26 protein-coding genes are annotated in these 25,485 nt (G+C 64.3%); 13 read left to right on the forward strand and 13 right to left on the reverse strand.

All coding sequences use genetic code 11. The features are described from left to right. The first annotated feature begins 1 nt into the window (after nucleotide 1). Complete coding sequence (locus EN857_RS27725; RefSeq protein ID WP_127286901.1) at nucleotides 2–1,126, forward strand: GTP-binding protein; 1,125 nt, start codon at nucleotides 2–4, stop codon at nucleotides 1,124–1,126. 18 nt (nucleotides 1,127–1,144) lie between these two features. On the opposite strand, the gene EN857_RS27730 is transcribed toward EN857_RS27725, so the two are convergent. From EN857_RS27730 to EN857_RS27750, 6 genes are all read right to left on the reverse strand, one after another. Next, nucleotides 1,145–1,396: a sulfurtransferase TusA family protein gene (locus EN857_RS27730; protein ID WP_127286900.1), complete on the reverse strand. Its 252-nt coding sequence runs from the start codon at nucleotides 1,394–1,396 to the stop codon at nucleotides 1,145–1,147. A 53-nt stretch (nucleotides 1,397–1,449) separates the two neighbouring features. Beyond that, complete coding sequence (locus EN857_RS27735; RefSeq protein WP_127391146.1) at nucleotides 1,450–2,739, reverse strand: murein L,D-transpeptidase family protein; 1,290 nt, start codon at nucleotides 2,737–2,739, stop codon at nucleotides 1,450–1,452. Nucleotides 2,740–2,994: 255 nt separating this feature from the next. Continuing rightward, a complete protein-coding gene (locus tag EN857_RS36230; protein WP_281015756.1) occupies nucleotides 2,995–3,123 on the reverse strand; it encodes a hypothetical protein in 129 nt (42 codons plus the stop codon). Between the two features lie 234 nt (nucleotides 3,124–3,357). Further along, nucleotides 3,358–4,308, reverse strand: a complete 951-nt coding sequence (locus EN857_RS27740) for an acetyl-CoA carboxylase carboxyltransferase subunit alpha (protein WP_127286898.1) — start codon at nucleotides 4,306–4,308, stop codon at nucleotides 3,358–3,360. 100 nt (nucleotides 4,309–4,408) lie between these two features. Next, nucleotides 4,409–5,320 carry a site-specific tyrosine recombinase XerD gene (locus EN857_RS27745; RefSeq protein WP_135859399.1) on the reverse strand — a complete coding sequence of 304 codons (912 nt, stop codon included), beginning with the start codon at nucleotides 5,318–5,320 and terminating at the stop codon, nucleotides 4,409–4,411. Between the two features lie 10 nt (nucleotides 5,321–5,330). Beyond that, nucleotides 5,331–5,483, reverse strand: coding sequence for a histidine kinase (locus EN857_RS27750; RefSeq protein WP_126058048.1), 153 nt, complete (start codon nucleotides 5,481–5,483; stop codon nucleotides 5,331–5,333). 198 nt (nucleotides 5,484–5,681) lie between these two features. On the opposite strand from EN857_RS27750, the gene EN857_RS27755 reads away from it, so the two are divergent. The 3 genes from EN857_RS27755 to EN857_RS27765 are packed head-to-tail and all read left to right on the forward strand — an operon-like array spanning nucleotide 5,682 to nucleotide 8,301. Next, nucleotides 5,682–6,293 (forward strand): shikimate kinase, encoded by a 612-nt coding sequence (locus EN857_RS27755; protein WP_127310078.1) that lies wholly within the window; start codon nucleotides 5,682–5,684, stop codon nucleotides 6,291–6,293. Then, nucleotides 6,290–7,411: a 3-dehydroquinate synthase gene (aroB, locus tag EN857_RS27760; protein ID WP_135859400.1), complete on the forward strand. Its 1,122-nt coding sequence runs from the start codon at nucleotides 6,290–6,292 to the stop codon at nucleotides 7,409–7,411. Before EN857_RS27755 ends, aroB begins: the two co-directional genes overlap by 4 nt. Next, entirely contained in the window at nucleotides 7,408–8,301 is an 894-nt protein-coding gene (locus EN857_RS27765; protein ID WP_127285327.1) for a transporter associated domain-containing protein, read from the forward strand. The genes aroB and EN857_RS27765 overlap by 4 nt, the downstream gene beginning before the upstream one ends. Before the next feature lie 39 nt (nucleotides 8,302–8,340). Here the strand turns inward: EN857_RS27765 and EN857_RS27770 are convergent, their stop codons facing one another. From EN857_RS27770 to EN857_RS27780, 3 genes are read right to left on the reverse strand one after another with little or no spacing between them, the layout of a single operon-like run. Then, nucleotides 8,341–9,891 (reverse strand): SpoVR family protein, encoded by a 1,551-nt coding sequence (locus EN857_RS27770; RefSeq protein WP_127285328.1) that lies wholly within the window; start codon nucleotides 9,889–9,891, stop codon nucleotides 8,341–8,343. 11 nt (nucleotides 9,892–9,902) lie between these two features. Next, on the reverse strand, nucleotides 9,903–11,216 hold the full coding sequence (locus EN857_RS27775; RefSeq protein WP_127285329.1) for a YeaH/YhbH family protein: 1,314 nt from the start codon (nucleotides 11,214–11,216) through the stop codon (nucleotides 9,903–9,905). Between the two features lie 17 nt (nucleotides 11,217–11,233). Then, the gene (locus tag EN857_RS27780) at nucleotides 11,234–13,183 is read right to left on the reverse strand and encodes a PrkA family serine protein kinase (protein WP_127285330.1); all 1,950 of its coding nucleotides are present in this window, start codon (nucleotides 13,181–13,183) and stop codon (nucleotides 11,234–11,236) included. A gap of 375 nt (nucleotides 13,184–13,558) precedes the next feature. Between EN857_RS27780 and EN857_RS27785 the strand changes: the two genes are divergently transcribed. Then, nucleotides 13,559–14,371 carry an alpha/beta hydrolase gene (locus EN857_RS27785; protein ID WP_128346412.1) on the forward strand — a complete coding sequence of 271 codons (813 nt, stop codon included), beginning with the start codon at nucleotides 13,559–13,561 and terminating at the stop codon, nucleotides 14,369–14,371. Nucleotides 14,372–14,374: 3 nt separating this feature from the next. Here the strand turns inward: EN857_RS27785 and EN857_RS27790 are convergent, their stop codons facing one another. After that, nucleotides 14,375–14,677, reverse strand: a complete 303-nt coding sequence (locus tag EN857_RS27790; protein ID WP_127393259.1) for a BolA family transcriptional regulator — start codon at nucleotides 14,675–14,677, stop codon at nucleotides 14,375–14,377. A gap of 135 nt (nucleotides 14,678–14,812) precedes the next feature. Between EN857_RS27790 and EN857_RS27795 the strand changes: the two genes are divergently transcribed. The 5 genes from EN857_RS27795 (at nucleotide 14,813) to EN857_RS27815 (ending at nucleotide 20,958) form a co-directional block, all read left to right on the forward strand. Further along, on the forward strand, nucleotides 14,813–15,433 hold the full coding sequence (locus EN857_RS27795) for a J domain-containing protein (protein WP_127393260.1): 621 nt from the start codon (nucleotides 14,813–14,815) through the stop codon (nucleotides 15,431–15,433). Between the two features lie 123 nt (nucleotides 15,434–15,556). Then, complete coding sequence (gene cobS, locus EN857_RS27800) at nucleotides 15,557–16,543, forward strand: cobaltochelatase subunit CobS (RefSeq protein WP_127285334.1); 987 nt, start codon at nucleotides 15,557–15,559, stop codon at nucleotides 16,541–16,543. Nucleotides 16,544–16,603: 60 nt separating this feature from the next. After that, nucleotides 16,604–18,502 carry a cobaltochelatase subunit CobT gene (gene cobT, locus EN857_RS27805; protein WP_127393261.1) on the forward strand — a complete coding sequence of 633 codons (1,899 nt, stop codon included), beginning with the start codon at nucleotides 16,604–16,606 and terminating at the stop codon, nucleotides 18,500–18,502. Continuing rightward, nucleotides 18,499–19,521, forward strand: a complete 1,023-nt coding sequence (locus EN857_RS27810; RefSeq protein ID WP_135859401.1) for an esterase-like activity of phytase family protein — start codon at nucleotides 18,499–18,501, stop codon at nucleotides 19,519–19,521. Before cobT ends, EN857_RS27810 begins: the two co-directional genes overlap by 4 nt. A gap of 132 nt (nucleotides 19,522–19,653) precedes the next feature. Further along, complete coding sequence (locus tag EN857_RS27815) at nucleotides 19,654–20,958, forward strand: hypothetical protein (protein WP_135859402.1); 1,305 nt, start codon at nucleotides 19,654–19,656, stop codon at nucleotides 20,956–20,958. Nucleotides 20,959–21,061: 103 nt separating this feature from the next. Here EN857_RS27815 and EN857_RS27820 read toward each other — a convergent pair whose 3' ends face one another. The 3 genes from EN857_RS27820 to rpmB all read right to left on the reverse strand — a co-directional run bounded on the left by EN857_RS27820 (nucleotide 21,062) and on the right by rpmB (nucleotide 22,834). Next, a complete protein-coding gene (locus EN857_RS27820) occupies nucleotides 21,062–21,742 on the reverse strand; it encodes a hypothetical protein (RefSeq protein ID WP_135859403.1) in 681 nt (226 codons plus the stop codon). A gap of 28 nt (nucleotides 21,743–21,770) precedes the next feature. After that, nucleotides 21,771–22,451, reverse strand: a complete 681-nt coding sequence (locus tag EN857_RS27825; RefSeq protein WP_127392926.1) for a queuosine precursor transporter — start codon at nucleotides 22,449–22,451, stop codon at nucleotides 21,771–21,773. A gap of 86 nt (nucleotides 22,452–22,537) precedes the next feature. Then, nucleotides 22,538–22,834: a 50S ribosomal protein L28 gene (rpmB, locus tag EN857_RS27830; RefSeq protein WP_127286026.1), complete on the reverse strand. Its 297-nt coding sequence runs from the start codon at nucleotides 22,832–22,834 to the stop codon at nucleotides 22,538–22,540. 240 nt (nucleotides 22,835–23,074) lie between these two features. On the opposite strand from rpmB, the gene EN857_RS27835 reads away from it, so the two are divergent. The 3 genes from EN857_RS27835 to EN857_RS27845 are packed head-to-tail and all read left to right on the forward strand — an operon-like array spanning nucleotide 23,075 to nucleotide 25,465. Beyond that, nucleotides 23,075–23,881, forward strand: a complete 807-nt coding sequence (locus tag EN857_RS27835) for a DUF3108 domain-containing protein (protein WP_127392927.1) — start codon at nucleotides 23,075–23,077, stop codon at nucleotides 23,879–23,881. A 28-nt stretch (nucleotides 23,882–23,909) separates the two neighbouring features. Further along, a complete protein-coding gene (locus tag EN857_RS27840) occupies nucleotides 23,910–24,797 on the forward strand; it encodes an EamA family transporter (protein ID WP_127286025.1) in 888 nt (295 codons plus the stop codon). After that, nucleotides 24,794–25,465 carry a lysoplasmalogenase family protein gene (locus EN857_RS27845; protein WP_127392928.1) on the forward strand — a complete coding sequence of 224 codons (672 nt, stop codon included), beginning with the start codon at nucleotides 24,794–24,796 and terminating at the stop codon, nucleotides 25,463–25,465. Before EN857_RS27840 ends, EN857_RS27845 begins: the two co-directional genes overlap by 4 nt. Nucleotides 25,466–25,485 lie beyond the last annotated feature (20 nt).

Genomic DNA, 25,485 nt, shown 5'->3' on the forward strand with positions numbered 1-25,485 from the left:
GATGGGCGGCAGCTTTCCCATCCCGGTCTCGGTGCTCACCGGCTTCCTCGGCGCCGGCAAGACGACGCTGCTCAACCGGCTGCTGAAGGACCCGCAACTTACCGACACGGCGGTCATCATCAACGAGTTCGGCGAGGTGGCGATCGACCATCTGCTGGTCGAGCAGGCCTCAGACGGCATCATCCAGCTTTCCGACGGCTGCCTGTGCTGCACGGTGCGCGGCGAACTGGTCGATACGCTGGCCGACCTCGTCGACCGGCTGCAGACCGGCCGCATCGCCAGGCTGGCGCGCGTCGTGGTAGAAACCACCGGGCTTGCCGATCCGGCGCCGGTGCTGCAGTCGATCATGGCGCATCCGGCGCTGGTGCAGGCTTTCCGGCTCGACGGCGTGATCACTCTGGTCGATGCGGTCAACGGCAATGCGACCCTCGACGCTCATGTCGAGGCGGTGAAACAGGCGGCGGTCGCCGACCGCATCGTGCTCACCAAGACCGACCTCGTCACCGATGCCGGCGATGTCGCGGCGTTGCGAGCGCGCCTGCGTCAGCTCAATCCCGGCGCCGTTCTGCTCGATGCCGATGACAGCGGAACCGGCGCCGCGGCGCTGTTCGACTGCGGGCTCTACAACCCCGAAACCAAATCGGCCGATGTGCAGCGCTGGCTGGGCGAAGAGGCTGGTCATCATCACCATGATCATGATGGCCACCACCACCATCATGGCGACGATCATCATCACGATCACCAGCATCGCCACGATTCGCGTGTGCGCTCGCATTCGCTGGTCCATGACGGTCCGGTGCCGTTCTCGGCGATCGAGATGTTTCTCGATCTGCTGCGCTCGACGCATGGCGAGAAGCTGCTGCGTATGAAAGGCGTCATCGAATTGCTGGAGGATCCGTCGCGGCCGCTGGTCATCCATGGCGTGCAGAAGATCCTGCACCCGCCGGCAAGGCTGCCGGCCTGGCCGGAGGGCAATCGCGGCACCAGGCTGGTGCTGATCACGCTCGACATGCCGGAGGACTATGTGCGCCGGCTGTTCGCCGCCTTCACCAACAGGCCGTCGATCGACACGCCCGACCGCGCGGCGCTGGAGGACAATCCGCTGGCCATAGCCGGGCGGCGGTAGGGAGCCAGGACCGCGAACTCAGGCGTCGCCGCGCTCGACCAGGAAGCGATGGCCGCCGGACACCGCGGCCGTTTCGACGAGCTGATGGCCTGCGTCCGAGCAGAAGGCCGGAATGTCGATGACGGCAAGCGGATCGGTGGTTTCCAGCCAGAGCAGGCTACCCGGCCGCATCGCGGCCAGGCGCTTCTTCGCCTTGAGCACGGGGAGGGGACAGTTCAGCCCCTTGAGATCGTAGACGGCAGGGCGCTTGCTTTCTGTTTTTTCATGCATGTCGTTGTCTCAAACCGCCCCACACTTTTGGGCGACATGCATCAGCCAAAGCCTCAGCCGCCGAACATGCCGAGCAGCTTCTTCTTCAGCTTCGTCACCGTGCCGTCGTCGGCGCTCGCGGCCTGCGTTTCGGCTGCCGGCTCGGCCGCTTCGACGCCCGCGGTGGTGACCGGCTGCTGGGCAGCCTGCTTGGCGGCTTCCGCCTCGGCCAATGCCTGGGCCTTGGCAGCTTCCTTGGCGGCCTTTGCTGCCTGTATGGCCGCGAGCCGCTGTTCCTCGGCCTTGCGCTTGGCTTCCTTCTCGGCGTCGAGCGCGGCCATCTTGCGGCCGAGCGGCGAATCGATGCGGCCCATGCGCGCGGTCTCGGTCACCGAGCCGTCGCCATTCATCGACGGCGGGTCGATCGGCACGCGCTCGCCGCGGGCCCGGCGCTTCGACCAGTCGGAAACGATACTGGCTTCCTTGATGCCGGCAATCGTCGGCTTGGGCGCCGGCGCGCTCGACTTGACGGCGCCGTTGAAGGCCGAGTCATAGGTGCTCTGATAGGCGCTATAGGCGCTCTTCAGCGAATCCGGCTGCGTCGTGGCGGGGCAGGGCCCGGTGGGATCGAAGGTCGTGCCCTCCGGCGCCACTTGATTGAAGACGTAGCGCTTTTCGCAGACGTCGACCTTCGGCGGCACCTTGGTGATTTCGAAATTGTCGTAGCCGACCTTCAGCATCTTCCAGAAATCGTAGTTCGGGTCGTTGCGGTAACGCGCCATGTTGGCGGCGGTCATGCGGAATGGAAAGGCCTGGATCTGGAACTCGGTCTGCCCGCCCTGGAAGGCATCGCGGCCGAAAGCGTAGATCTGCTCGATCTGGGCATCGGTCATCGAATAGCAGCCCGACGACGAGCAGGCGCCATGCACCATCAGATTGGAGCCGGTGCGGCCATTGGCGCGGTCGTAGGCGTTGGGATAGCCGATGTTGAAGGACAGATGGTAGTTCGAGCGCGGGTTCATCTGCGAAGGGCGAACCGTATAAAAACCTTCCGGCGCCTGGCGGTCGCCCTCGGTGTATTTCGGCCCGAGCTTGCCCGACCATTTGCAGATGTCGTAGTTGGCCACCATCTCGTAGCGGCCATTGGTCTTGGCCTTCCAGATCTCCAGCTTGCCCTCTTCCTTGAAGATACGGGCCATCACCGACGAGGTGCGGACCATGCCCTTGGCCTTCATGTCGGCCAGGATCTTGTCCGGCAGCGGCTTGTTGGCCTCCGGCGCGAAGTCCTTCATCGAGGAATCGTTGCAGCCGGCGACGCCGATGGCGGCGATCAGGACTCCGGTGCGGGCAAGCTTGGCAAACATGGGTACGGCTTAGTCTTTCCCTCGGGCCACGGGTTCAACCGCCAGGCCCGCACGCTGAACATTAGCGGACCGTAAGCCCGTTAACCTTGAAAAATCCTTACCGCAAGCCTCGAACGACCCCTCGCGGCAATTTCATTGAGCCGAACGCGGCGGCATTTTTGTGGCGGAATCGTGCCCGTACACCACTTTGCCGCGTAGCGGCCGAAGCTATTCCAAGGCGATCAAACGTTTTGATAGAGACGGATTTGACGGGGACTAGTTGATGTCGGTGCCGCTGCCATTGCTGTTGCCGTTTTCCACTGGCGGCTGGGAAGTCGCTTGTTGAGCCGTCACTGCTTGCAGGCGGGCGACTTTGATCAGCGTGGGTTTCTCGTATTTCTTCATTTCAAATCCCCCGAAACGAGAAGCTTAATTAGCAGCCGTTAAAGCAAAGTGTCTATGGCGGCCCCGCTCCGAACCACCGGATCGTTGCCCTGGACCACCGATGTGGTGGCACCTTCCGGACGGAAAACCGTTCCAGAAGTTTGCTGGAATTGCCCGGATATAAAGCGCGTCGGGCTGAAACGGAGTCAGGCGACGCGCCTTAAGCCCTCCCGGAACCGCCCACATTTCCGGGCACTAGAGGCTGCGGCCCATGGCAAGGTATTTCTCGCGACGCTGCTCGCGGAAATCGGTGTTGGCGCCGGCAAAATCCTTCATCGTCTTGGCGATGAGGTCGCCGGTGGCGGCGATCACCGTTTCGGGGGCGCGATGGGCGCCCCCGAGCGGCTCGGGGACGATGGCGTCGATGATCTTCATTTCGTAAAGATCCTGGGCGGTGATCTTCATGTTGGTCGCCGCATCCTTGGAGCGGGTGGTGTCGCGCCACAGGATCGAGGCAGCGCCCTCCGGCGAGATCACCGAATAGATGGCATGCTCCAGCATGTAGACGCGGTTGGCGGTGGCGATTGCGATGGCGCCACCGGAGCCGCCTTCGCCGATGACGACCGAGATCGAGGGCACCTTGAGCGCCAGGCAGGCCGAGGTCGAGCGGGCAATCGCCTCGGCCTGGCCGCGTTCCTCGGCACCGACGCCGGGATAGGCGCCGGCGGTGTCGACCAGCGTCAGAAGCGGGATCTTGAAGCGGTCGGCTAGCTCCATCAGCCGCACCGCCTTGCGATAGCCTTCCGGCCGCACCGAGCCGAAATTGTGCTTCAGCCGGCTCGCCGTGTCCGAGCCCTTCTCCTGGCCGATAACCGCCACCGGCTCGCCGCGGAAGCGGGCGAAGCCGCCGACGATCGCCTGGTCCTCGCCGAAATTGCGGTCGCCGGCGAGCGGCGTGAAATCGCTGAGCAGGGCCTTGATGTAGTCGACGCAATGCGGCCTGTCGGGATGGCGCGCCACCTGCACCTTCTGCCAGGGCGTCAGCGACTTGTAGGCCTCGCGCAGCGCGTCGCGCGAACGCTTCTCCAGGCGGCTGATCTCATCGCCGACATCGACGGCCTCGCCGTTCTCGGCAAGCTTCTTCAGCTCGAGGATCTTGCCTTCGAGATCCTGCACCGGCTTTTCGAAATCGAGGTAGTTGTACATTCTTGAGCGGACCGACAGTTCGGAAGGCAGTGGCTGGCGAAACCCTCGAAAACCGGGGCTCCGGGCGGTGGAACGTCGTCCTCACATAGCGACATGAGGCCTAGTCGGCAAGCGGATGATGATCATTGACCAGCCGCACCAGCCGCTCCTCCAGCACATGGGTGTAGATCTGCGTGGTCGAGATGTCGGCGTGGCCGAGCAGCTGCTGCACGGCCCTGAGATCGGCGCCGTTCTGCAGCAGGTGGCTGGCGAAGGCGTGGCGCAGCACATGCGGCGAGATCTTGGCCGAGGCGATGCCGGCCCTTGCGGCAAGGCCTTTCAGGTCGCGGGCGAAGACCTGGCGGGACAGATGGCCGGTGTCGGAGGCGGCCGGAAACAGGAAGGGGCTGTTAGCGAGCGCCGGCAGCTCTGCCCTGGCGGCAAGCCAGGCGCGCATCGCGGCGCGCGCCTTGGCCGAGAGCGGCACCATGCGTTCCTTGTTGCCCTTGCCGCGCACCATGAAGAAGCGGTCGTCGCGCAGCGCCACCGTCACCGGCAGGCCGACCAGCTCGGAAACACGCAGGCCGGTGGCGTAGAGCACCTCGACCAGCGCATGCAGGCGCAGCCGCGCCAGCCGATCGCCGCCGTCGGCTTCGCCCGCTTCCGTGGCGGCGCGGTCGATCAGCCGGCCGGTTTCGGCCTCGCTCATCGTCTTCGGCAGCGGCCGGCCCTTCCTCGGGCTGTCCAGCGTGCCGGTCGGGTCGTCGCCGCGCAGGCCCTCGGCGTAGAGGAACTTGAAGAACTGGCGGATCGCCGACAGTTTGCGCGCCTGCGAGGTGGCGGCGAAGCCGCGCGCGGCGATATCGTCGAGATAGGCGCGGATGTCGGCGGCCGCGGCGGCGGCAAGCCCGCCGCTGATCGCCATCGAAGCGTCTTCCAGGTCGCGGCGATAGGAGGACAGCGTGTTTTCGGCCGCGCCCCGCTCGGCGCTCATCATCTCCAGAAAGGCCTCGATGCGCGCCGCGCTGTTCATGTCCCGGGCATCAGTTCTTCTTGGGGTTCAGCTTTTCCGGCGGAATGCGCACGCTCATTTCGGCCTTTTTCGGTTCGACGAACATGGCCAGCGCGAACATCGTTCCATAGGCAATGCCGGCCAGAATCGTCAGCGTCACGACAAAGCGAAACAGTGTCGGCATCAATATGCGCCCGTCTCTTGTTCTGCATTTCCAAACCCTGTGCCCTTATGGGACGCCAATCCGTCCAATTCAAGGTAGAAGCCTGTCGTCCTGGCGCGGGTTCTGTTCGGAAAACCGTATGACACTTTTCCGGGAGCTGCGCGCCATGCTTGACGCAACCAGGCTTTTGATGTCGATAACGCCGGCAAAGGGGCCCGTATGAACGCGCTACAAGCAAATCCACCCGCTGAAGGCCATACCGAGCTGCTCGAGCGGCTGGGCACCCGCTCCATCGTCTTCGTTGGCCTGATGGGCGCCGGCAAGACGGCGATCGGCCGCAAGGTGGCGGCGATGCTTTCGCTGCCCTTCATCGACAGCGACCAGGAGATCGAAAGCGTGTCGCGCATGACCGTGCCCGAACTGTTCGAGCGTTATGGCGAGACGGAATTCCGCGCGCTGGAGCAGCGCGTCATCCTGCGGCTCCTTGAAAACGGCCCGCAGGTGCTGTCGACCGGCGGCGGCGCCTTCATGAACGCGCAAACGCGCGAGGCGATCGCCGGCCATGGCGTGTCGGTCTGGCTGAAGGCCGAGCTCGACCTGTTGATGGAGCGCGTGTCCAAGAAGCAGAACCGGCCGTTGCTCAAAAGCCCCGATCCGCGCGCTGTGCTGGAAAGGCTGATGGGCGAGCGCTATCCGGTCTACGCCACATCGGACGTCACCGTGCCGACCCGCGACGACCGCAAGGAGGTCATCGCCGCCGAGGTCGTCGCCGCGCTCTGCGGACATTTCGGCGTCGCCATGGTCGCGGCCGGCGACGAGGCGCGGCCATGAGCGCCATCGCACCTGTCACCGTCGAAGTCGGGCTCGGCGAGCGCGGCTACGACATATTGATCGGCCCCGGCCTGCTGTCCGGCGCCGGCCAGGAGATCTCGCGCCGCTTGCCGGGCAGGCGAGCGGCCGTCGTCACGGATGAGAACGTCGCCGCCGCGCAGCTCGGCACGCTGAAGGCCGGTCTCGAGACCAGTGGCATCCAGCCGGCCGTAATCACCTTGCCGGCGGGCGAGAAGACCAAGAGTTTTGCCCATCTCGAAGAGGTGGTCGACGGCGTGCTCGCCGCCAAGCTCGAACGCGGCGATATCGTTATCGCGCTCGGCGGCGGCGTCATCGGCGATCTTGCCGGCTTTGCCGCCGGCATCGTGCGGCGCGGCATGAATTTCGTGCAGATCCCGACCTCGCTGCTCGCACAGGTCGATTCCTCGGTCGGCGGCAAGACCGGCATCAACAGTCCGCGCGGCAAGAATCTTGTCGGCGTCTTCCATCAGCCGAAGCTGGTGCTGGCCGACACCGGCGTGCTCGACACGTTGCCGATCCGCGAATTCCGCGCCGGCTACGCCGAGCTCGCCAAGTACGGGCTGATCGACCGCCCCGCCTTCTTCGCCTGGCTGGAGGCGAACTGGCAGGACGTGTTCGCCGGCGGTCCGGCGCGGGCTGAGGCGATCGCCGAGGCCTGCCGCGCCAAGGCCGATGTCGTCGCCCGCGACGAGTTCGAGACCGGCGACCGCGCACTGCTCAATCTCGGCCATACGTTCGGCCACGCGCTGGAAGCCGCCACGCACTATGACGGCGCCCGGCTCGTCCACGGCGAGGGGGTCGCCATCGGCATGGCGCTGGCGCATCGCTTCTCGGCGCGGCTCAACCTGGCGAGCCCGGACGATGCGGGGCGCGTCGAGGCGCATCTTCGCGCTGTCGGCTTGCCATGGCGGATGGCCGACATACCGGGCGAACTGCCCGACGCTGAGGCGCTGCTCTCGTACATCGCCCAGGACAAGAAGGTGTCCCGCGGCGCGCTGACCTTCATCCTGACGCGCGGTGTCGGCCAGGCCTTCATCGCCAGGGACGTGCCGGCGTCGGAAGTGCTTGGCTTCCTTGCGGAAAACCACCCGGGATGAACGAGCCCGGCTGGATCGTCGCGGCCATCCTTGCCGGTCTGGTACTGCTGGCGTTGCTGTTTCGTGCCCGCCTGCTCGCTGCCTTCGGCTACGAATTGCGGCCAGTCGATCCGCAAGGTTTCGCTGATGACCAATCGCGCGAGCCGGCCGACGATTTCCGCCGCGACGGCCAGGGTGCGCGCGAGGAGCGCAATCGCCTGGAGGGACTGTTCGACCTCGAGGAACTCGAAGTGTCCGACGTCATGGTCCACCGCACCAACATGCGCTCGGTCAATGCCGACAACCCGTCGGAAGCGGTGGTGCGCGAGATCCTGAACAGCCCGCATACCCGCATGCCGTTGTGGAAGGGCTCGCTCGACAACATCGTCGGCGTGCTGCACGCCAAGGACCTGCTGAGGGCGCTGAACGAGGTCGGCAACGACTTTTCCAGGATCGACGTGATGAAGATCGCGTCGAAGCCCTGGTTCGTGCCGGACACCACCACCTTGCAGGACCAGCTCAACGCCTTCCTGCGCCGCAAGGCGCATTTCGCCATCGTCGTCGACGAATATGGCGAAGTGGAAGGGCTGGTGACGCTGGAGGACATCATCGAGGAGATTGTCGGCGAGATCGCCGACGAGCACGACGTCGACATCCAGGGCGTCAAGCAGGAGGCCGACGGCTCGGTCGTGGTCGACGGCACGGTGGCGATCCGCGATCTCAACCGGGCGCTCGACTGGAACCTGCCGGACGAAGAGGCCACCACGATTGCCGGCCTCGTCATCCACGAGACCCAGTCGATCCCCGATGAAAAGCAGGCCTTCACTTTCCACGGCAAGCGCTTCGTGGTCATGAAGCGCGACAAGAACCGCATCGCCAGGCTGCGGATAAAGCCGGCGGGCGACGCTTAATCAAACACACGGGGTGAGCGACGCGGCTTGCCTCCGGCGCTACTCCACGATCTCCCTGGTCGAGCGCTCGTGCAGCGTCGCGCCTGTTTCGGCGTCGACCGCCGCAAGACTGACCTCGTAGCCCCAGAGGCTGCGGATATGGCGCAAAGTCGCGTCGCGGCTGCCTTCCTCAAGGAGGATGCCGGCCTTCACCTTGTGCTGCAGCCGCAGTTGCCTGTCGCCGCGCAGGTCGACATCGACAATCTGGATGTCGGGCCTGTTCGCCCCCACGTCGTAGCTGTGGGCCAGGGCGCTGCGTATCTTCTCATAGCCGCGCTCGTTGTGGATCGACGCGACCTCCAGATGCGGTTCGTCGGCTCGATCGGCAAGCGCGAAGAGCCGCCATTTCCGGATCAGTGTTGGGCTGAGGTACTGGCGGATGAAGGACTCGTCGCGATGGTCGGCCCATGCCTCGAGCAGCGTCTCGCGCCAGTCGCCGCGGCCCGCAATGTCGGGAAACCAGTCGCGGTCCTCCGCCGTCGGCTCGGTCGAGATGCGCCGTATGTCCTGCATCATGTCGAGACCGAGCGCGTAGGGATTTATGCCGGAAAAGCGGGGATCGTCGAAACCGGGCTGGAAGACCACATTGGAATGGTTGCGCAGGATTTCGAGCATGGCGCCCTCGCCGATCAGCCCGCGATCGAACAACAGGTTCATCAGCGTGTGGTGCACGAAAGTGGCGCAACCCTCGTTCATCACCTGGGTTTGCCGCTGCGGGTAGAAATATTGCGCGATGATGCGGACGATGCGGACGATTTCGCGCTGCCACGGTTCCAGCACAAGGCTGTTCTTCTCGAGGAAATAGAGCAGGTTCTCCTCGGGTAGATTGAGCGACTTCTTCCGTTCCGCCAGGCTCTCGTCCTTCTCGCCGGTCTTGCCGGCCTCGTGCGAGGCCGGCAGCGTGCGCCACAAATCATTGTAGGAGCGTTCCTCATATTCGAGGCGCTCGCGCAGGCCTTCGCGCTGCCGCTCCGACGACAGCTTCGGCGGCCGGCGGTAGCGGAACACGCCCTGTTCCATCAACGCATGCGCCGAATCGAGGACCGCCTCGACCGCCGCCAGCCCATGCCGCTCCTCGCAGCGGGCGATGTAGCCCTTGGCGAAGTCGAGATAGCTCAGGATGGCCCCGGCGTCGGTCCACTGCCGAAACAGGTGATTGTTCTTGAAGAAATGGTTGTGCCCAAGTGCCGCGTGCGCCGTAACCAGGGCCTGCAACGCCATGGTGTTCTCCTCCATCAGGTAGACGATGCAGGGATTGGAGTTGATGACCAGCTCATAGGCCAGGCCGCGACCGCCCTTGCGGTAGAGAAGGTCATGATGAAGGAAATGCTTGCCGAACGACCAATGGCGATACATCAGCGGCATGCCTATCGACGAATAGGCGTCGAGCATCTGCTGGGACGAGATGATCTCCATCTGAACCGGATAGATATCGAGGTGGAGTTCCTCCAGCGCGATCGCCTCGATCGCGTCATAGGCCCGCGACAGCGTCTTGAAATCCCAATCAGATCCGGAAAACAGCAAAGCTGGTTTGCTTGCCTGCCTGGCCATTTGCACCCCTCTCAAGCGCTCTTGCGGGCGGCCGGTTGCCTTGCGAAGAGCTGGCGGAAGACCGGGTAGATGTCGGCCGGCGTGGCGATGCGGGTCATCTGGAAGTTCGGCCATTTCTGCGCGACGACGCTGTAGGCGCGCCACAGCGACGTCCCGTTTTCGGTGGCTCCGAAAATATGGCTCTCGCGTTCGTCGATGATCTCGACATAGGCGAAATACTGGCAAAGACGCATGAGCGCGCCGTCGAGTAAGGCTATGCAGCGTTCCGAATCGGTGGCGAAATTGTCACCGTCCGAAGCCTGGGCGGCGTAGATGTTCCACTCGTTGGCCGGGTAGCGTTCTTCGATGACGCGGCGCATTTCGTCGAGCGCCGTGGAAACGACGGTGCCGCCGCTTTGCGTGCAATGGAAGAAGGTTTCCTCATCCACCTCCTGGGCCTCGTGGGTGTGGCGGATGAAGACCACCTCGGTGCGCTCGTAGCGCCGTTTCAAGAACAGATGCAAAAGCACGAAGAAGCGTTTGGCCAGATCCTTCTCGCGCTCACCCATCGATCCGGACACATCCATCAGGCAGAACATCACGGCACTGGCATTCGGCAGCGGCCGGGGATCGAAGCGATTGAAGCGGATGTCGATCGGATCGACATAGGCGATGCGTTTGCGGCGGCGCTCCAGCCGTTCGAACTCCTTGCGCAAATCCGCGACACGCAGACGCGTCGCTGCGCTGACCGGCTGAGAGTCCAGCGCGGCGATCTGCCCGGCGATGGCATCCACGTCCGCCTGCTTCGGCCGCCTCAACGCTATGCGGCGGCCATGACTGTTGCGCATCGTACGCGCGACGTTGATGTTGGTCGGCGAACCGGTTGTCGCGAAGCCGGCACGCTGCGACTTGAAGGCGAGGATTTCCTTGAGGTTGAGCTTGACCATGTCGGGCAGTTCGAGATCCTCGAAAAAGAGATCGAGAACCTCCTCACGCGACAGCACGAAACGGAAATCGTCTTCAGAGACCGTGTCGCCCGGAGACGACGACCCGGCGCCGCCGCCCTGGCCGGGTTTGGGGATCAGGTCTCCGGGAGAGAAACTCTTGTTGCCCGGCAGGATGTGCTGGCGCCGCCCGCTGTTCCTGGCATCGTTGAAGCTCGGCTCACCGGTGCCTTTTTCCGGCATCGGCACGGCATATTCCTTGTCCGCTTCGGCGATCCGGCCGGTGCGGATGCGGTCGCGTATACTGCGCTTCAGTTCGTCCCGCGCGCGCTTGAGGAAGCGCTGGCGGTTACCCAAGCTCTTGTCCTTGGGATTCAGGCGTCGGTCGATGAAGATCGGCATGGAACCCCCAGGCGTTCTCAACCCGCCTTGTTCACCCGCATGTACCAGTCGACGAGCCGGCGCACCTGACGCTGGGTGTAACCGCGCTCGACCATGCGCTGCACGAATTCATTGTGCCGCTTTTCGGTCACGCTGTCCTGCTTGGAGCCGAAGCTGATCACCGGCAGAAGATCCTCGACCTGGCCGAACATGCGCTTTTCGATGACCTCGCGCAGCTTTTCATAGCTTGTCCAGGACGGGTTGCGGCCGTGATTGCGCGCCCTGGCCCGCAAGGTGAACTTGACCACTTCGTTGCGGAAGTCCTTGGGATTGGCGATGCCTGCCGGTTTTTCGATCTGTGACAGTTCGTTGTCCAGCACCTCGCGGTTGAGGATCTGGCCGGTGTCGGGATCCTTGTAGTCCTGGTCCTCGATCCAGGCATCGGCATAGGCGATGTAGCGGTCGAACAGGTTCTGGCCGTATTCGCTGTAGGATTCGAGGTAGGCCTTCTGGATCTCGTGGCCGATGAATTCGGCATAGCGCGCGGCGAGTTCCGACTTGGTGAACTCCAGATAGGCTGCCTCCGTCTGCTTCGGAAACTGCTCGCGCTTGATCGCCTCTTCCAGAATGTACATCAGGTGCACGGGGTCGGCGGCCACTTCCTTAGTGTCGTAGTTGAAGGTCTGCGACAGGATCTTGAAGGCAAAACGCGTGCTGACGCCGGTCATGCCCTCGTCGACGCCGGCGGCATCGCGGTATTCCTGTACCGACTTCGCCTTCGGGTCGACCTCCTTCAGGCTCTCGCCGTCATAGGCGCGCATCTTGGTGTAGCGGGGTGAATTGTCGTGCTCGGCAAGGCGCGTCGCGACGGTGAAGCGGCTGAGGATGTCGAGAACTTCGGGGGCGCAGGGACTGGCCGCCAATTCGCTTTCGCGCAGCAGCTTCTCGTAGATCTGCCGCTCTTCGGTGACGCGCAGGCAATACGGAACCTTGACCACCAGGATGCGATCGAGGAAGGCCTCGTTGTTCTTGTTGTTCTTGAACTGCTGCCATTCCGATTCGTTGGAATGCGCCACGACGATGCCCTGGTAGGGGAAGGCGCCGAAATTCTCGGTGCCGTTGTAGCTGCCCTCCTGCGTGGCGGTCAGCAGCGGATGCAGGACCTTGATCGGCGCCTTGAACATCTCGACGAACTCGAGCAGGCCCTGTGTCGTGCGATTGAGCCCGCCGCTGTAGGAATAGGCATCCGGGTCGGATTGGCTGAAATTCTCCAGCTGGCGGATGTCGACCTTGCCGACCAGGGCCGAGACATCCTGGTTGTTCTCGTCGCCGGGCTCGGTCTTGGCGATGCAGATCTGGCGCAGCCGCGACGGCATCAGCTTGACGACGCTGAATTTGGAGATGTCTCCAGCCAGTTCGTCGAGGCGCTTGGCGGCCCATGGCGAGATCAGCCCGTTCAGGCGGCGGCGGGCTATGCCGTATTTGTCCTCAAGCAGGTCGCCCATATGGTCGGGGTTGAATAGGCCGAGCGGCGATTCGAAAACCGGGCTGATCTGGTTGCCGACCTTCAGCGTGTAGATCGGCCGCTGCTCCATGAGCTTCTTCAGCCGTTCGGCTAGTGAAGACTTGCCGCCGCCGACAGGACCGAGCAGATAAAGGATCTGCTTGCGCTCCTCGAGACCCTGCGAGGCATAGCGGAAATAGCCGGCGATACGCTCGATCGTATCCTCCATGCCATAGAAGTCGGCGAAGGATGGGTACACCTTGACGGTTCGGTTGGAGAAGATGCGGCCGAGCCGCTCGTCCTTGCTGGTGTCGATCAGATTTGGCTGACCAATCGCCGCGACCATCCTTTCGGGGGCCGTGGCGTACATCGATTTGTCTTCGCGGCAGGCAAGGAGGAATTGCTGGAGGCTGATCTCTTCCTGTGCCGCATGGGTATAGATCTCCGAGAACAGGTCGAAGACGTCGGATTGGTTCTCGCGCATGATTATGTGCCCTCGGAGCCGCTCTGGCTGCCAGTCGGCTCATCACATATTCAACTGCCGGAAAGCGTTGTTGGTTCCCTTCAATTGAAGAAGAAACGTGCAATCTGGCGTTGACCTCCGGAAGGCATCCGATGTTGCCGAAATGCCTGCCTAGAGAATAACGTGGTGATTGCCCGGCGCGCTTCAAGGGCTAACCTCGATTGGTTTTGCATTCGCATCTCGCAAGCCGGAATTCGGAGGCGTGCCGAATGCCCGGATGTCGGGTAAATGCTGTCCAGATCGGCCGCGTTCCAAGCTCAGGCCATTACCGATCGTTAACTGGACGCCTGGGGCGCGCATGTGCACTCTGCCGTCGCAAGGCGGTGGGAGATGGTGATGATCGATCGACGCAGCCTCATCATGGCATCGCTTGCCGCGCTGCTGCCAGCGCGTGCCTCCGCCGCATGGCGTCCGCGCCAGCCCAAGCCGCAAACCGTCGACTACGGGCCGGCCAGGCTCGACATCTACACGCGCGACGGCTTCAGGGACTGTCCTGTCGTGTTCTTCATCCATGGCGGTGCCTGGCGGCTCGGCAACCGCAACAATGTCAACGCCAAGCCCGGCTTCCTGCTCGACAACGGCTTCCTGTTCGTCTCGATCGATTATCGCATGCTGCCTGGCGCCGATGTCGCCACCCAGGCGGGCGACGTCGAGAAGGCCTATGCCTATGTGCGCGCCAACATCGCCCGGCATGGCGGCGACCCCGACCGCATCGCGGTGATGGGGCATTCCGCCGGCTGCCACCTTGCCGCGCTGACCGGCCTGCGCGGCGGATTGCCGGGCGTCGCCGCGCTGGTGCTCGACGACACCGAAGCCTATGACATCGAGGCACTGGCCAAGGCGCAGGGCGGCCGGCTGCGGCCGATCTACGCGCAGGCCTTCCCCAATCCGGCGCAATGGCGCGCGCTGTCGCCCGTCACCTATGTCGGGAGCGGCAAGCATCCGCCAGTCTTTGTCGCCTATTCGGACGCACCGATCCGCGCGGTCGTCGCCCATGCCTTCACGGACCGGCTGCGGGCGGCCGGCACCAAGGTCACGCTGTTCGACGGCAGTGCCTATTCGCACATGGCGATCAACCGCCGGTTCGGCGAGGAGGGCGACGCCCTGACCGGCGCGGTGATGGCCTTCCTGAAGGAGACGGTCGCCTGAGACTTACCAGCGCGTCTGTTCGCCCGGCGCCGCCGGCTCGATCGCCAGCGCATGGACGCCGGCGTTCAGCTCGTCGGCCAGCAACGCGTTGACGGCGCGGTGGCGCTCGATGCGGCTCATGCCGGCAAAGGAAGGCGAAACGATGCGGACGCGGAAATGCGTCTCGCCGCTGCCGTCAAAGGCGCCATGATGGTCGGAGCCGTGATGGTGATGGCCGGCGTGAAGGTGGCTCTCATTGATGATGACCAGCCGCTCCGGCGAGAATGCCGCCTTCAGCTTGTCTTCCATCGTCGACTGTATGGACATTGGACCTTCCCTTCACCACATGACGGCAGAGCCGCAAAATCCGCATTTTCGACCGCTTTTAAGCCGCGATTCAGCGGTTAGGGCGATCATCGCCGAAATGTCAATTCTTGTTTCGCACGTGCGAACAGCCCATAAATGGGTGAGATGAAGCCGTATCCCAAATATTTCGAAAAAATCCGCATCCGGCCGGAGAAGGATGCGGAGCTGAAGTCGCGCGCGCCGATCTGCCAGTGGGACGGCTGCAAGGAGGCCGGCACCCATCGCGCGCCGGTCGGACGGCTGAAGGAAGGCGAGTATTTCCGCTTCTGCTTCGACCATGTGCGCGAATACAACAAGGGCTTCAACTACTTCTCGGGCGTGCCGGACACCGAAATCGCCCGCTTCCAGAAGGAAGCGCTGACCGGCCACCGACCGACATGGAAGATGGGCATCAATGGCGGTTCGACGCGTTCGGCGCCGGACTTCGCCCAGCAGCGCTCCGGCCGCGCCGGCTACTACAACCGCATGCGCGACCCCTTCAACCTGTTCAACGACCCGAAGGCCCCCCGCGAACGCAAGGCCAAGCCGCTTGAGGCCAAGGCGCTGGAAACGCTTGGTCTTGATACAAAGGCGACTGGCAAGGATATCAAGGCGCGCTATAAGGAACTGGTCAAGCGTCACCATCCGGATGCGAATGGCGGCGACAGAGGTTCGGAAGACCGGTTCCGCGATGTGCTGCAGGCCTATCGCGTGCTCAAGCAGGCGGGTTTGTGCTGAGCGACCCCACGGTTCGTGTCGCTTTCCAACTTTCATAAGGTTGGAAAAGGCTCTAAGACCGCCCCCGAACAAAATCGATTGCCGGCGAAATCAGCCATTTCGCCCGTGGAGACGTGGATAGAGATGAACAAGGTCGACCGCGACATCGCCAACCTGCCCGATACGACAGTGTCGGTGAAGGACAAATTCGGCTTCGATTCCAAGATGGTGGTGCCGGCCTATTCGGTGTCTTCCGAGCATGTGCCGGACGTCGATCCCGACTATCTGTTCGACAAGAACACGACGATGGCGATCCTCGCCGGCTTCGCCTACAACCGCCGCGTCATGGTGTCGGGCTATCACGGCACCGGCAAGTCGACCCATATCGAGCAGGTCGCCGCCCGCCTCAACTGGCCCTGCGTGCGCGTCAACCTCGACAGCCATGTCAGCCGTATCGACCTGGTCGGCAAGGACGCCATCGTGGTTAAGGACGGGCTGCAGGTCACCGAATTCCGCGACGGCATCCTGCCCTGGGCCTACCAGCACAATGTCGCGCTGTGCTTCGACGAGTATGACGCCGGCCGCCCGGACGTGATGTTCGTCATCCAGCGCGTGCTGGAATCCTCGGGCCGCCTGACGCTGCTCGACCAGAGCCGTGTCATTCGCCCGCACCCGGCGTTCCGGCTGTTCTCGACCGCCAACACGGTCGGCCTTGGCGACACCACCGGCCTCTATCACGGCACCCAGCAGATCAACCAGGCGCAGATGGACCGCTGGTCGATCGTCACCACGCTGAACTATTTGCCGCACGACAATGAGGTGAACATCGTTCTGGCCAAGGCCAAGCACTATCGCGACAGCAAGGGCAAGGACATCGTCAACAAGATGGTGCGGGTCGCGGACATGACGCGCTCGGCCTTCATCAATGGCGACCTGTCGACGGTGATGAGCCCGCGCACGGTGATCACCTGGGCCGAGAACGCCGAAATCTTCGGCGACATCGGCATGGCGTTCCGGCTGACCTTCCTCAACAAGTGCGACGAGCTGGAGCGTTCGGTGGTCGCCGAATTCTACCAGCGCGCCTTCGGCGAAGATTTGCCCGAATCCGCCGCCAACGTGGTGCTGGGGTAAGAGCATGGTTCCGGAAGGTCGTATGACTTTTCGGCCGACACCATGCTCCAGGGATGATTGATGGCGGGTCCGGGCGACAATACGCGCAACAAGCCGAAGAACGGGTCTGAAGCCGACAGCTTCAAGCGCTCGGTGACCGTCTGCATGCGCGCCATTGCCGGCGACAAGGACCTCGAGGTCGGCTTCGCCAAGGACCGGCCGGCGCTTGCGGGCAACCGCGCCCGGCTGCCAGAACTGCCGAAGAAGGCCTCCAAAGCCGATATCGCCATCACCCGAGGGCTCGGCGATTCCATGGCGCTGAAGCGCGCCTGCCACGATCAGCGCATCCACAACAAGCTGGCGCCTGAAGGCAAGCTGGCGCGCTCGATCTACGACGCGGTCGAGCAGGCCCGCGTCGAGGCGATCGGCAGCCGCGCCATGCAGGGCGTCGCCGACAATATCGGCTCGATGCTGGAGGACAAATACGCCAAGGCCAACCTCGTCGACGTCAAGGACAAGGCCGACGCGCCGCTTGAGGAGGCGGTGGCGCTGATGGTGCGCGAGAAGCTCACCGGCCGCGCAATCCCGAAGAGCGGCGAGCGCCTGGTCGATCTATGGCGCCCCTGGGTCGAGGAGAAGGCCAGCGCCGATCTCGACGGGCTGTCGGCCAAGCTCGACGACCAGCAGGCCTTCGCCCGCATCGTGCGCGACATGCTGGTCTCCATGGAAATGGCCGAGGAGCTCGGCGACGACCAGGAGAGCGAAGACTCCGAGGACAATGACGACAACGAGCCGCAGGGCGAGGAGCAGAGCGAGGAGGGCGGCGAGGACGATTCCGGCTCGGAACAGTCGCAGTCCGACGATGCCGACGCGTCCGACGATGACGAGCAGTCGGCCGAGACGGAAGCGTCCGACGCCACCGCCGACGACCTCTCCGACGAGGACGATTCCGACGCCGAGACGCCCGGCGAGGCGCGGCGCAACGACAATCCCTTCACCAACCTGCCGAAGGAGATCGACTACAAGGTCTTCACCACGGCTTTCGACGAGACGGTCGGCGCCGAGGAATTGTGCGAGGAAGAGGAGCTCGACCGGCTGCGCGCCTTCCTCGACAAGCAGCTCGCCAATCTTTCCGGCGTCGTCGGCAGATTGGCCAACCGGCTGCAACGCCGGCTGATGGCGCAGCAGAACCGCTCGTGGGATTTCGACCTCGAGGAAGGCTATCTCGATCCGTCGCGGCTGGTGCGCGTCGTCATCGATCCGATGCAGCCGCTGTCGTTCAAGCAGGAGCGCGACACGAAATTCCGCGACACGGTGGTGTCGCTTGTGCTCGACAATTCCGGCTCGATGCGGGGCCGGCCGATCACCGTCGCCGCCACCTGCGCCGACATACTGGCGCGCACGCTGGAGCGCTGCGGCGTCTCGGTCGAGATCCTCGGCTTCACCACCCGCGCCTGGAAGGGCGGGCAGGCGCGCGAGAAATGGCTGAAGGACGGCAAGCCGCCGAACCCCGGCCGGCTCAACGATCTGCGCCACATCATCTACAAATCCGCCGACCATCCGTGGCGGCGGGCGCGGCGCAATCTCGGCCTGATGATGCGCGAGGGCCTGCTCAAGGAAAACATCGACGGCGAGGCGCTGCTTTGGGCGCATAGCCGGCTGATCGGACGGCCGGAGCAGCGCAAGATCCTGATGATGATCTCCGACGGCGCGCCGGTCGACGATTCCACGCTCTCGGTCAATCCCGGCAACTACCTGGAGCGGCATCTGCGCGCGGTCATCGAGCTGATCGAGACGCGGTCGCCGGTCGAGCTTCTGGCCATCGGCATCGGCCATGACGTCACCCGCTACTACCGCCGTGCCGTCACCATCGTCGATGCCGAGGAACTGGCCGGCGCCATGACCGAGCAGCTGGCTTCGCTGTTCGGCGAGGAAAGCGCCCGCGAGATGCGGCGTGGCGGTCTGCGGCGCGCCGGATGAGGATCTCGGGGCGGAGCTTGCGGCGTGTGGTTCTGGCTGCCTGCGCGCTGGCCGGCATGCTTTCGCCGGCCATCGCCGCCGGTCCGGCTTCCATCGAGCCGGTCGAGATCTCGGCACGGCCGATCAACCAGTTCCACATCGGCCACGACGACAGGAAGTTCGGCCCGCTCGAATTCGTCGGCGGGCTGGAGATGACCTCGCCGTCGCGCGATTTCGGCGCGCTGTCGGCCTTTCGCTTCCTGAAGCCCGGCGGCGATTTCATCGGCGTCGCCGACACCGGCTTCTGGTTCTTCGGCACCGTGGCGCACGATGCCGACAAGCGGCCGTCGGGCCTCCAGAATTTCCGCATGCAGCAGATGATCGACCAATCGGGGCAGCCGATCGAAAGGAAATGGGAGGTCGATGCGGAAGGCCTCGCGGTCAAGGATGGCATCGCCACGGTCGGCTTCGAGCGCAACCAGCGCGTCGCCCAGTTCAGGATCGATCCCGACAAGATGAAGGCGCCGTTCAAGGAGCTCGACTATCTGGTGCCGGCCCGGGAGCTGCGCCAGAACCGCGGCTTCGAGACCGTCACCCACGCCAATCCCTACGGCCAGCACGAAGGCGGGCTGGTCGTGGTGTCGGAAAAGAGCCTCGACAAGGCCGGCAACATCTATGCCGCGATCATCGAGGGGCCGAACAAGGGCGTTTTCACCGTCAAGCGCAACGGCGATTTCGACATCACCGACGGCGCCTTCCTGCCAGATGGCGACCTGCTGCTGCTCGAACGCAGCTTCTCGATGGCCGGGGGCGTGAAGATGCGGCTGAGGCGGATCTATGGCGAGAGCGTCGAGAAGGACGCCGTCGCCGACGGTCCGGTGCTGCTGGAAGCCGACATGGGCTACCAGATCGACAATATGGAAGGGCTCGACGTCTGGACCCGCGACGACGGCGCGCAGATGGTGTCGCTGATGTCGGACGACAACCACTCGATCCTGCAGCGCAACCTCTACCTGGAATTCATCCTGCACGAGGATTGAGCCGATACCGGATTTCTGCCCGACCCAGGCCGCCATGCACGGTTTGGTAACCCCGAGCGGTGAAACTCGGATGCAATCCTGGGTTTCAGTCTGGCGGCGCCTTTCTGGAATCGCGCAACCGGTTCCGGGCTCATGACGACCGTCCCATCCATATCGCGACATCAGGTAGCCCTGCAATTGCTGCAAAGGGGCGAACCCGGTGAGGCGCCGCAACCAGTCGGTCTGCTGACCGATGGTCCGAGCCTTCGCAGCGGCGACAGCGCCCAGCAAAGCGCGCTGGAAAGGATCGTCAAGCTGTCGATTGAAGGGGCCTGGAGCAGCGGCGGCTATCTTGTCGTCATGCCCGTCAACGCAGAGTTCATCGAAACCGGATCCGGCAACGACACGGTCGACATTACCTCGTCCGGCGACGACACCGCGCCGAACTACGTCTCCCTCGGAGACGGAAACGATCGGCTCGATCTGGTGGCCACCGAGGACGCAACTTCAGACTATTGGCAGGGCAGCACGACGGCAGGCGCCATGGCGCTGAAGGCATCCAACGCCGTCAACCACGAAATCTCGGTCTTCGTGCCAAGCGGTCGCGGCATCTTCGCCGGCGCCGGCAATGATGTCGTCAACATTGCCGCCGGACGCGATGTCTATAACGTCTCGGCCGGCGAAGGCGACGACACGCTCGCCGTTTCGGCGGGGCGGGATATCTCGGGACTCTGGGGCGGCGACGGGCGCGATGTGCTTTCCCTCGCGGCTGGAATGAACATCGACAACGTTACCGGCGATGCCGGCGACGACATCATCACCGTTGCGGCGGGCAATGAAGCGCGCAGTATTTCAGGCGGCCAGGGCCAGGACATCATCACTGTCGCCGGGCAAAGCGTCGGTGACATTTCCGGTGGCCAAGGCTCCGACATCATTACTGTCGCGAGCGGGCAGGCCGTCTTCGGCATCCGTGGAGACGATGGTGATGATGCCATCACGATCGCCGCCGCCAAGGTCGATCAGGTCGAGGGCGGCCGCGGCGACGACACCATCACGATCAACGCAGGCACCGCCGCCGCGATTTCGGGCGGGCTGGGCGACGACAGGATCGATCTCACCGGCACGGACAAAGCCAAGCTGTTCTTCGATCGCGGTGACGGCAACGACGTCGTCCGCGTTGCCGGAGAGACCACGATCGTCTTCGCCGAGCGCTCAATCGACGACGCTGACATCAGCTATGGCGACGGCAAGATCACCATCTCCTTTGCCGACACTGGCGACTCCGTGACCCTGGATTACAGCGCGGCGACGTTGAAAGGACCCGCGCCCGAATTGAGCTTCGAGGACTCAGATCACCTCGAGGTCCGCCGCGAGGCGCCGCAGGGCTGGAATGCTTCCACCCTGTACCGATACTTCGATGCCCACGGCGCCGGCGGCTTCTCGCTCACACTGAGATAGGGCGCATTGCCTTTTCACGGTTGGCCGGGGCGGCGAGCTGGCGGCCGGCGCCCGACCGGTATCTGGAAATTGCTGGCCATTCCGCGCGAGGCGCAGGGTTTCCCTATCGCGCTTCCGGAGCGGTCGCGATCCAGATGACATTGCGGGCGCCACGCTTGCCATGGGCGCGCGCCTTGACCTCTTCGACGGCGAAGCCCGCTTGCTTGAGGCGGCGCGTAAAACCGCTGTCGGGGCCCTGCGACCACACCGCCAGCACGCCGCCGGGGCGGAGCGCGGCGCGTGCCTGGCCGAGGCCGGTGGCGCCGTAGAGCACGTCGTTGCCCTTGTAGACGATGCCTTCCGGGCCGTTGTCGACATCGAGCAGGATGGCGTCCCAGGCCGATTTCCCGGCGCCGATGACGTGCCCGACATCGCTTTCCTGGATGCTGACGCGAGGGTCGTCGAGGCAGCCGTCGAAAATGCCGGCCATGGGACCGCGCGCCCAGGCGATGACGGCCGGCACCAGTTCGGCGATGGTGACGCTTGCGTCAGGGCCAAGTTCGGCAAGGGCGGCGCGTAGCGTGAAGCCCATGCCCAGGCCGCCGATCAGGATTTTCCGCTGCTGGTGACCGGCGATCCTTTCGCAGGCGAGTTTTGCAAGCGCCTGCTCGGAGCCGCTGAGACGGCTGTTCATCAGCTCGTTGGTGCCCAGCATGATGGAAAATTCAGTACCGCGCTGCTTCAGGCGCAATTCCTGCCCGCCGTCCGGTGTCTTCGCCGAATCGAGCTGGACCCAAGGGATCAATGCCTGATTCCACTTTTTGGAATCATGGCTACGTCGCCAGCGCCGGCTGGCTCCAGCGGGCGGCGAGCAGCCGGTAGGGGATCAGCGCCACCACGGCGATGATCAGCTTCACCGAGAGGTCGCCCAGCGCCCAGGACACCCAGCGCATGGTCTCGACCGGCAGCACACCCAGCAGCGGCGCCGCCTCCAGCGCGAAGCTGTCGTTCGGGCCGACGAAGGCGAAAGCGGCGGAGAAGGCGACGCCGAAGAAGACGACGGTGTCGAACACCGAGCCGACCAGCGTGCCGACGATCGGCGCCCGCCACCAGCTCTGCCGGCGCAGCCGGTTGAACACGGTGACGTCGAGCAGTTGCGCGGTGAGGAAGGCGGCGCCCGAAGCGGCGGCAATGCGCACCAGCCGGTCGGCGGCGGTCTCGAATTCGATTAGGCCGTGGCGGAACAGGAAGGGCGGGACGAGGATCGAGCAGATCACCGCCGTCATGAAGCCGACAAAGACGATCCTGCGCGCCACGGTCGGGCCATAGCGGCGGTTGGCAAGGTCGGTGACAAGGAAGGAAAAGGGGTAGGTGAAGGCGCCCCAGGTCAAGATGTCAGCCAGCGACAGGCCGCTGATCTCACCCTGCATCGGGAACTGCACGAGGATGTTGGAGGCCACGACGACGAGCGCCATGGCGGCCACGAAGGGCAGATATCGCGAGACGGAATTCATTTTTTTATCCTGGGTAATGGAACCAGCGGAATGTCATGCCGAATCCGCACGACACTCCTGCGAAGGCGGTGTCCCGCCAGAAACTGTTAAGCCGCGGCCTGCTCGGCGAGCTTCTTGGCGATCTGCTTCTTCAAGAGGCGGGCGCGCTGCGACAGCTCCTTGGCGTCGGCCTTGGCCAGGAAGGCGTCGAGGCCGCCGCGGTGCTCGACCGAACGCAGCGCGTTGGCCGAAATGCGCAGGCGCACATTCTGGTTCAGCACTTCGGAGATCAGCGTCACATTGACCAGGTTCGGCAGGAAGCGGCGCTTGGTCTTGTTGTTGGCGTGGCTCACATTGTTGCCGGTCTGGACTGCCTTGGCAGTGAGCTCGCAGGTGCGGGACATGATTCTAACCTTCAGTTCTCGGTCGGCCAAACCATTCGACCCGCGCCAGGCGGCGCGCGGTCTCGGTCAGGCGGCCTTATGGAAAAAGTTGGCGTTCCATAGTGGCATTTCACCGGCGCGTCAAGCTCCGGCCGGCCAGCCATATTCCATATAAAGGCCGGATTTCACCCTATAAGCCAGCCTCATAGGGACATGCCAGCCAGGAATTGCCCGTTTCCCGGCTGAAAATCGAGGACCGCCATGCTTCGCCCCCCTGTACTTCGTCTGTCATATGCCTTCGCCGGCTTGCTGGCTGTCGCCTTGCCAACGGCAAGTTTCGCCGCCGCCGCGCCACAATCTTTCAAGGGCGAGTATACGGTGTCGTTCCTCGGCCTTTCAGTGGCCAGGGCGACATTCTCGAGCCGCTATGACGGCGACAATTACGCGATCAACGGCACTGTCTCGGCGGCGGGCCTCGCCAAGCTGTTCGACGACACCAAGGGCACGGTCTCGTCCAAAGGCACGATTTCAGGCAAGCAGATGCGGCCACAGGCCTTCCGCGCCGATTACACGTCGGGCAAGAAGGCCTCGGTGGTCGACATCCGCTTCGCCAATGGCGCGGTGACCTCGACCGAGGTCGTCCCGGCGCCGAAGAAGCGCGATCCCAAGAGCTGGGTGCCGCTTGGCGCGGGCGACCTGAAGTCGGTTCTCGATCCGATGGCGGCGACCGTCATCCACGCCGACAGCCTCGATCAGGTCTGCGGGCGCACGGTCAAGTTCTACGATGGCGAGATGCGCGCCAATCTGACGCTGACCTATGCCTCGAAAGGGTCGATCTCGGTGCGCGGATACAAGGGCGACACGGTGACCTGCCGGATGGGGTTCGAGCCGGTGGCGGGGTACCGCAAGGGCCGCAAGGCGCTGAATTTCCTCAAGGACCGGAGCCGCATGATGGTGACGTTTGCACCGCTCGGCCAAACCGGCGTATATGCGCCGATCCGCGCCACGGTCGGGACCCAGATCGGTCCGCTGACCATCAGCGCCGGACGGTTCGAAGCCATAAACTAGGCGCGTTTGCGCGCCGCCGGAGACAGGCATGGGGCGCGCAACACTGATCGGCTTCTCGGCGGTCGCCATGTGGTCGTTGCTGGCGCTGTTGACCGACGCGTCCGGCCAGGTGCCGCCGTTCCTGCTGTCGGCCATCACCTTCGCCATCGGCACTTGCGTCGGGCTCGCCGCGCGGCTGGTGATGCCGGCCGCCGACCGCAGCGAAAAGATCCCGCCGCAGGTCTGGGTGATCGGCATTGCCGGGCTGTTCGGCTACCATTTCTTCTACTTCACCGCGCTGCGCAACGCGCCGGCGGTGGAGGCGAGCCTGATCGCCTATCTGTGGCCACTGCTGATCGTGCTGGGCTCGGCGCTGATGCCGGGCGAGCGGCTGGCCTGGAACCACGTCGTCGGCGCGCTGCTCGGCCTTGCAGGCACGGTCCTCATCGTCACCAAGGGCGGCGGCCTTGCCTTCGACGCGCGCTATGCCTTCGGCTACGCGATGGCCGGTGTTTGCGCCCTCCTGTGGTCGTCCTATTCGCTGTTGTCGCGGCGTTTCCCATCGGTGCCGACCTCGATCGTCACCTGGTTCTGCGCGGCGACGTCTGTGCTTTCGCTGGCCTGCCACTTCCTGCTTGAGCAGACGGTGCTGCCCGTCGGCATCGGCCAGTGGCTGGCCGTGCTCGGCCTTGGGCTGATGCCGGTAGGGGCCGCCTTCTACGCCTGGGACATCGGCGTCAAGCGCGGCAACATCCAGGTGCTGGGCGCGGCGAGCTACGCCGCGCCGTTGCTGTCGACGCTGGTGCTGATCATTGCCGGCGTCGCCGAGCCGTCGCTGCGCATCCTCGCCGCCTGCGTGCTGATCACCGGCGGCGCGGCACTTGCCGCGAAGTCGCTGTTGCTGCGCAAGGCGGCCACGGGTGAGGCAAACGCATGATGCCGTTTCCCGGCGGCATCGATGCCAATGCCAATGCGACGCTGGTGTTCTCGCTGGTTGCGGCGGTGATCTACGCTTTCACGCTCAACATGCCGCCGAGCCTCGCCCGCTCGGCGGCAAAGACGCTTGCCGTCGCCATGCTGGCGGTGCTCGCCGTCATGCAGGGTGGCCCGTTTCTGCTCGTCGCGGCGCTCGCGCTCAGCGCCGTCGGCGATGCCTTCCTGTCGCGCGACGGCGAGAAGGCCTTCCTCGGCGGGCTCGCCAGTTTTCTTACGGCGCATGTCCTTTACGTGCCGCTGTTCCTGCATGGCGGCGGCGGGCTAGGCCTGCTCGGCGCCGAATCCTGGCGCGGCGCGATCGCGCTCGCCATGGCGGCATTCGCGATCGTCATGCTGGCCGCGCTCTGGCGCCGTGTCGGCCCGAGCCTGCGCCTGCCGATCGCTGTCTATGTCGCGGCGATCCTCGCCATGGGGATTTCGGCGCTCACCACCAGCAATAGTCTGGTGATCGGCGGCGCCATACTGTTCATGGCGTCCGACGGGCTGCTCGCCGTCGAAAAATTCCTGCTTGCCGCCATTTCCCCGCATCGGGTGTGGATGCGCTACGCGGTCTGGGCGCTCTACTACGCCGCGCAGGCGGCGATCGCCTTGGGTTTTCTACTCGGCTAAGGGGTTGTTGATCGCGCATG

The organism is Mesorhizobium sp. M4B.F.Ca.ET.214.01.1.1 (assembly GCF_004791545.1).
In the GTDB taxonomy this organism is placed as follows: Bacteria; Pseudomonadota; Alphaproteobacteria; order Rhizobiales; family Rhizobiaceae; genus Mesorhizobium; species Mesorhizobium abyssinicae.

Coding starts and splice junctions, on each gene's coding strand:
- EN857_RS27725 (WP_127286901.1), top strand. CDS start 2: ATGGGCGGCAGCTTTCCCATCCCGGTCTCGGTGCTCACCGGCTTCCTC.
- EN857_RS27730 (WP_127286900.1), bottom strand. CDS start 1,396: ATGCATGAAAAAACAGAAAGCAAGCGCCCTGCCGTCTACGATCTCAAG.
- EN857_RS27735 (WP_127391146.1), bottom strand. CDS start 2,739: ATGTTTGCCAAGCTTGCCCGCACCGGAGTCCTGATCGCCGCCATCGGC.
- EN857_RS36230 (WP_281015756.1), bottom strand. CDS start 3,123: ATGAAGAAATACGAGAAACCCACGCTGATCAAAGTCGCCCGCCTGCAA.
- EN857_RS27740 (WP_127286898.1), bottom strand. CDS start 4,308: ATGTACAACTACCTCGATTTCGAAAAGCCGGTGCAGGATCTCGAAGGC.
- EN857_RS27745 (WP_135859399.1), bottom strand. CDS start 5,320: ATGAACAGCGCGGCGCGCATCGAGGCCTTTCTGGAGATGATGAGCGCC.
- EN857_RS27750 (WP_126058048.1), bottom strand. CDS start 5,483: ATGCCGACACTGTTTCGCTTTGTCGTGACGCTGACGATTCTGGCCGGC.
- EN857_RS27755 (WP_127310078.1), top strand. CDS start 5,682: ATGAACGCGCTACAAGCAAATCCACCCGCTGAAGGCCATACCGAGCTG.
- aroB (WP_135859400.1), top strand. CDS start 6,290: ATGAGCGCCATCGCACCTGTCACCGTCGAAGTCGGGCTCGGCGAGCGC.
- EN857_RS27765 (WP_127285327.1), top strand. CDS start 7,408: ATGAACGAGCCCGGCTGGATCGTCGCGGCCATCCTTGCCGGTCTGGTA.
- EN857_RS27770 (WP_127285328.1), bottom strand. CDS start 9,891: ATGGCCAGGCAGGCAAGCAAACCAGCTTTGCTGTTTTCCGGATCTGAT.
- EN857_RS27775 (WP_127285329.1), bottom strand. CDS start 11,216: ATGCCGATCTTCATCGACCGACGCCTGAATCCCAAGGACAAGAGCTTG.
- EN857_RS27780 (WP_127285330.1), bottom strand. CDS start 13,183: ATGCGCGAGAACCAATCCGACGTCTTCGACCTGTTCTCGGAGATCTAT.
- EN857_RS27785 (WP_128346412.1), top strand. CDS start 13,559: ATGATCGATCGACGCAGCCTCATCATGGCATCGCTTGCCGCGCTGCTG.
- EN857_RS27790 (WP_127393259.1), bottom strand. CDS start 14,677: ATGTCCATACAGTCGACGATGGAAGACAAGCTGAAGGCGGCATTCTCG.
- EN857_RS27795 (WP_127393260.1), top strand. CDS start 14,813: ATGGGTGAGATGAAGCCGTATCCCAAATATTTCGAAAAAATCCGCATC.
- cobS (WP_127285334.1), top strand. CDS start 15,557: ATGAACAAGGTCGACCGCGACATCGCCAACCTGCCCGATACGACAGTG.
- cobT (WP_127393261.1), top strand. CDS start 16,604: ATGGCGGGTCCGGGCGACAATACGCGCAACAAGCCGAAGAACGGGTCT.
- EN857_RS27810 (WP_135859401.1), top strand. CDS start 18,499: ATGAGGATCTCGGGGCGGAGCTTGCGGCGTGTGGTTCTGGCTGCCTGC.
- EN857_RS27815 (WP_135859402.1), top strand. CDS start 19,654: ATGACGACCGTCCCATCCATATCGCGACATCAGGTAGCCCTGCAATTG.
- EN857_RS27825 (WP_127392926.1), bottom strand. CDS start 22,451: ATGAATTCCGTCTCGCGATATCTGCCCTTCGTGGCCGCCATGGCGCTC.
- rpmB (WP_127286026.1), bottom strand. CDS start 22,834: ATGTCCCGCACCTGCGAGCTCACTGCCAAGGCAGTCCAGACCGGCAAC.
- EN857_RS27835 (WP_127392927.1), top strand. CDS start 23,075: ATGCTTCGCCCCCCTGTACTTCGTCTGTCATATGCCTTCGCCGGCTTG.
- EN857_RS27840 (WP_127286025.1), top strand. CDS start 23,910: ATGGGGCGCGCAACACTGATCGGCTTCTCGGCGGTCGCCATGTGGTCG.
- EN857_RS27845 (WP_127392928.1), top strand. CDS start 24,794: ATGATGCCGTTTCCCGGCGGCATCGATGCCAATGCCAATGCGACGCTG.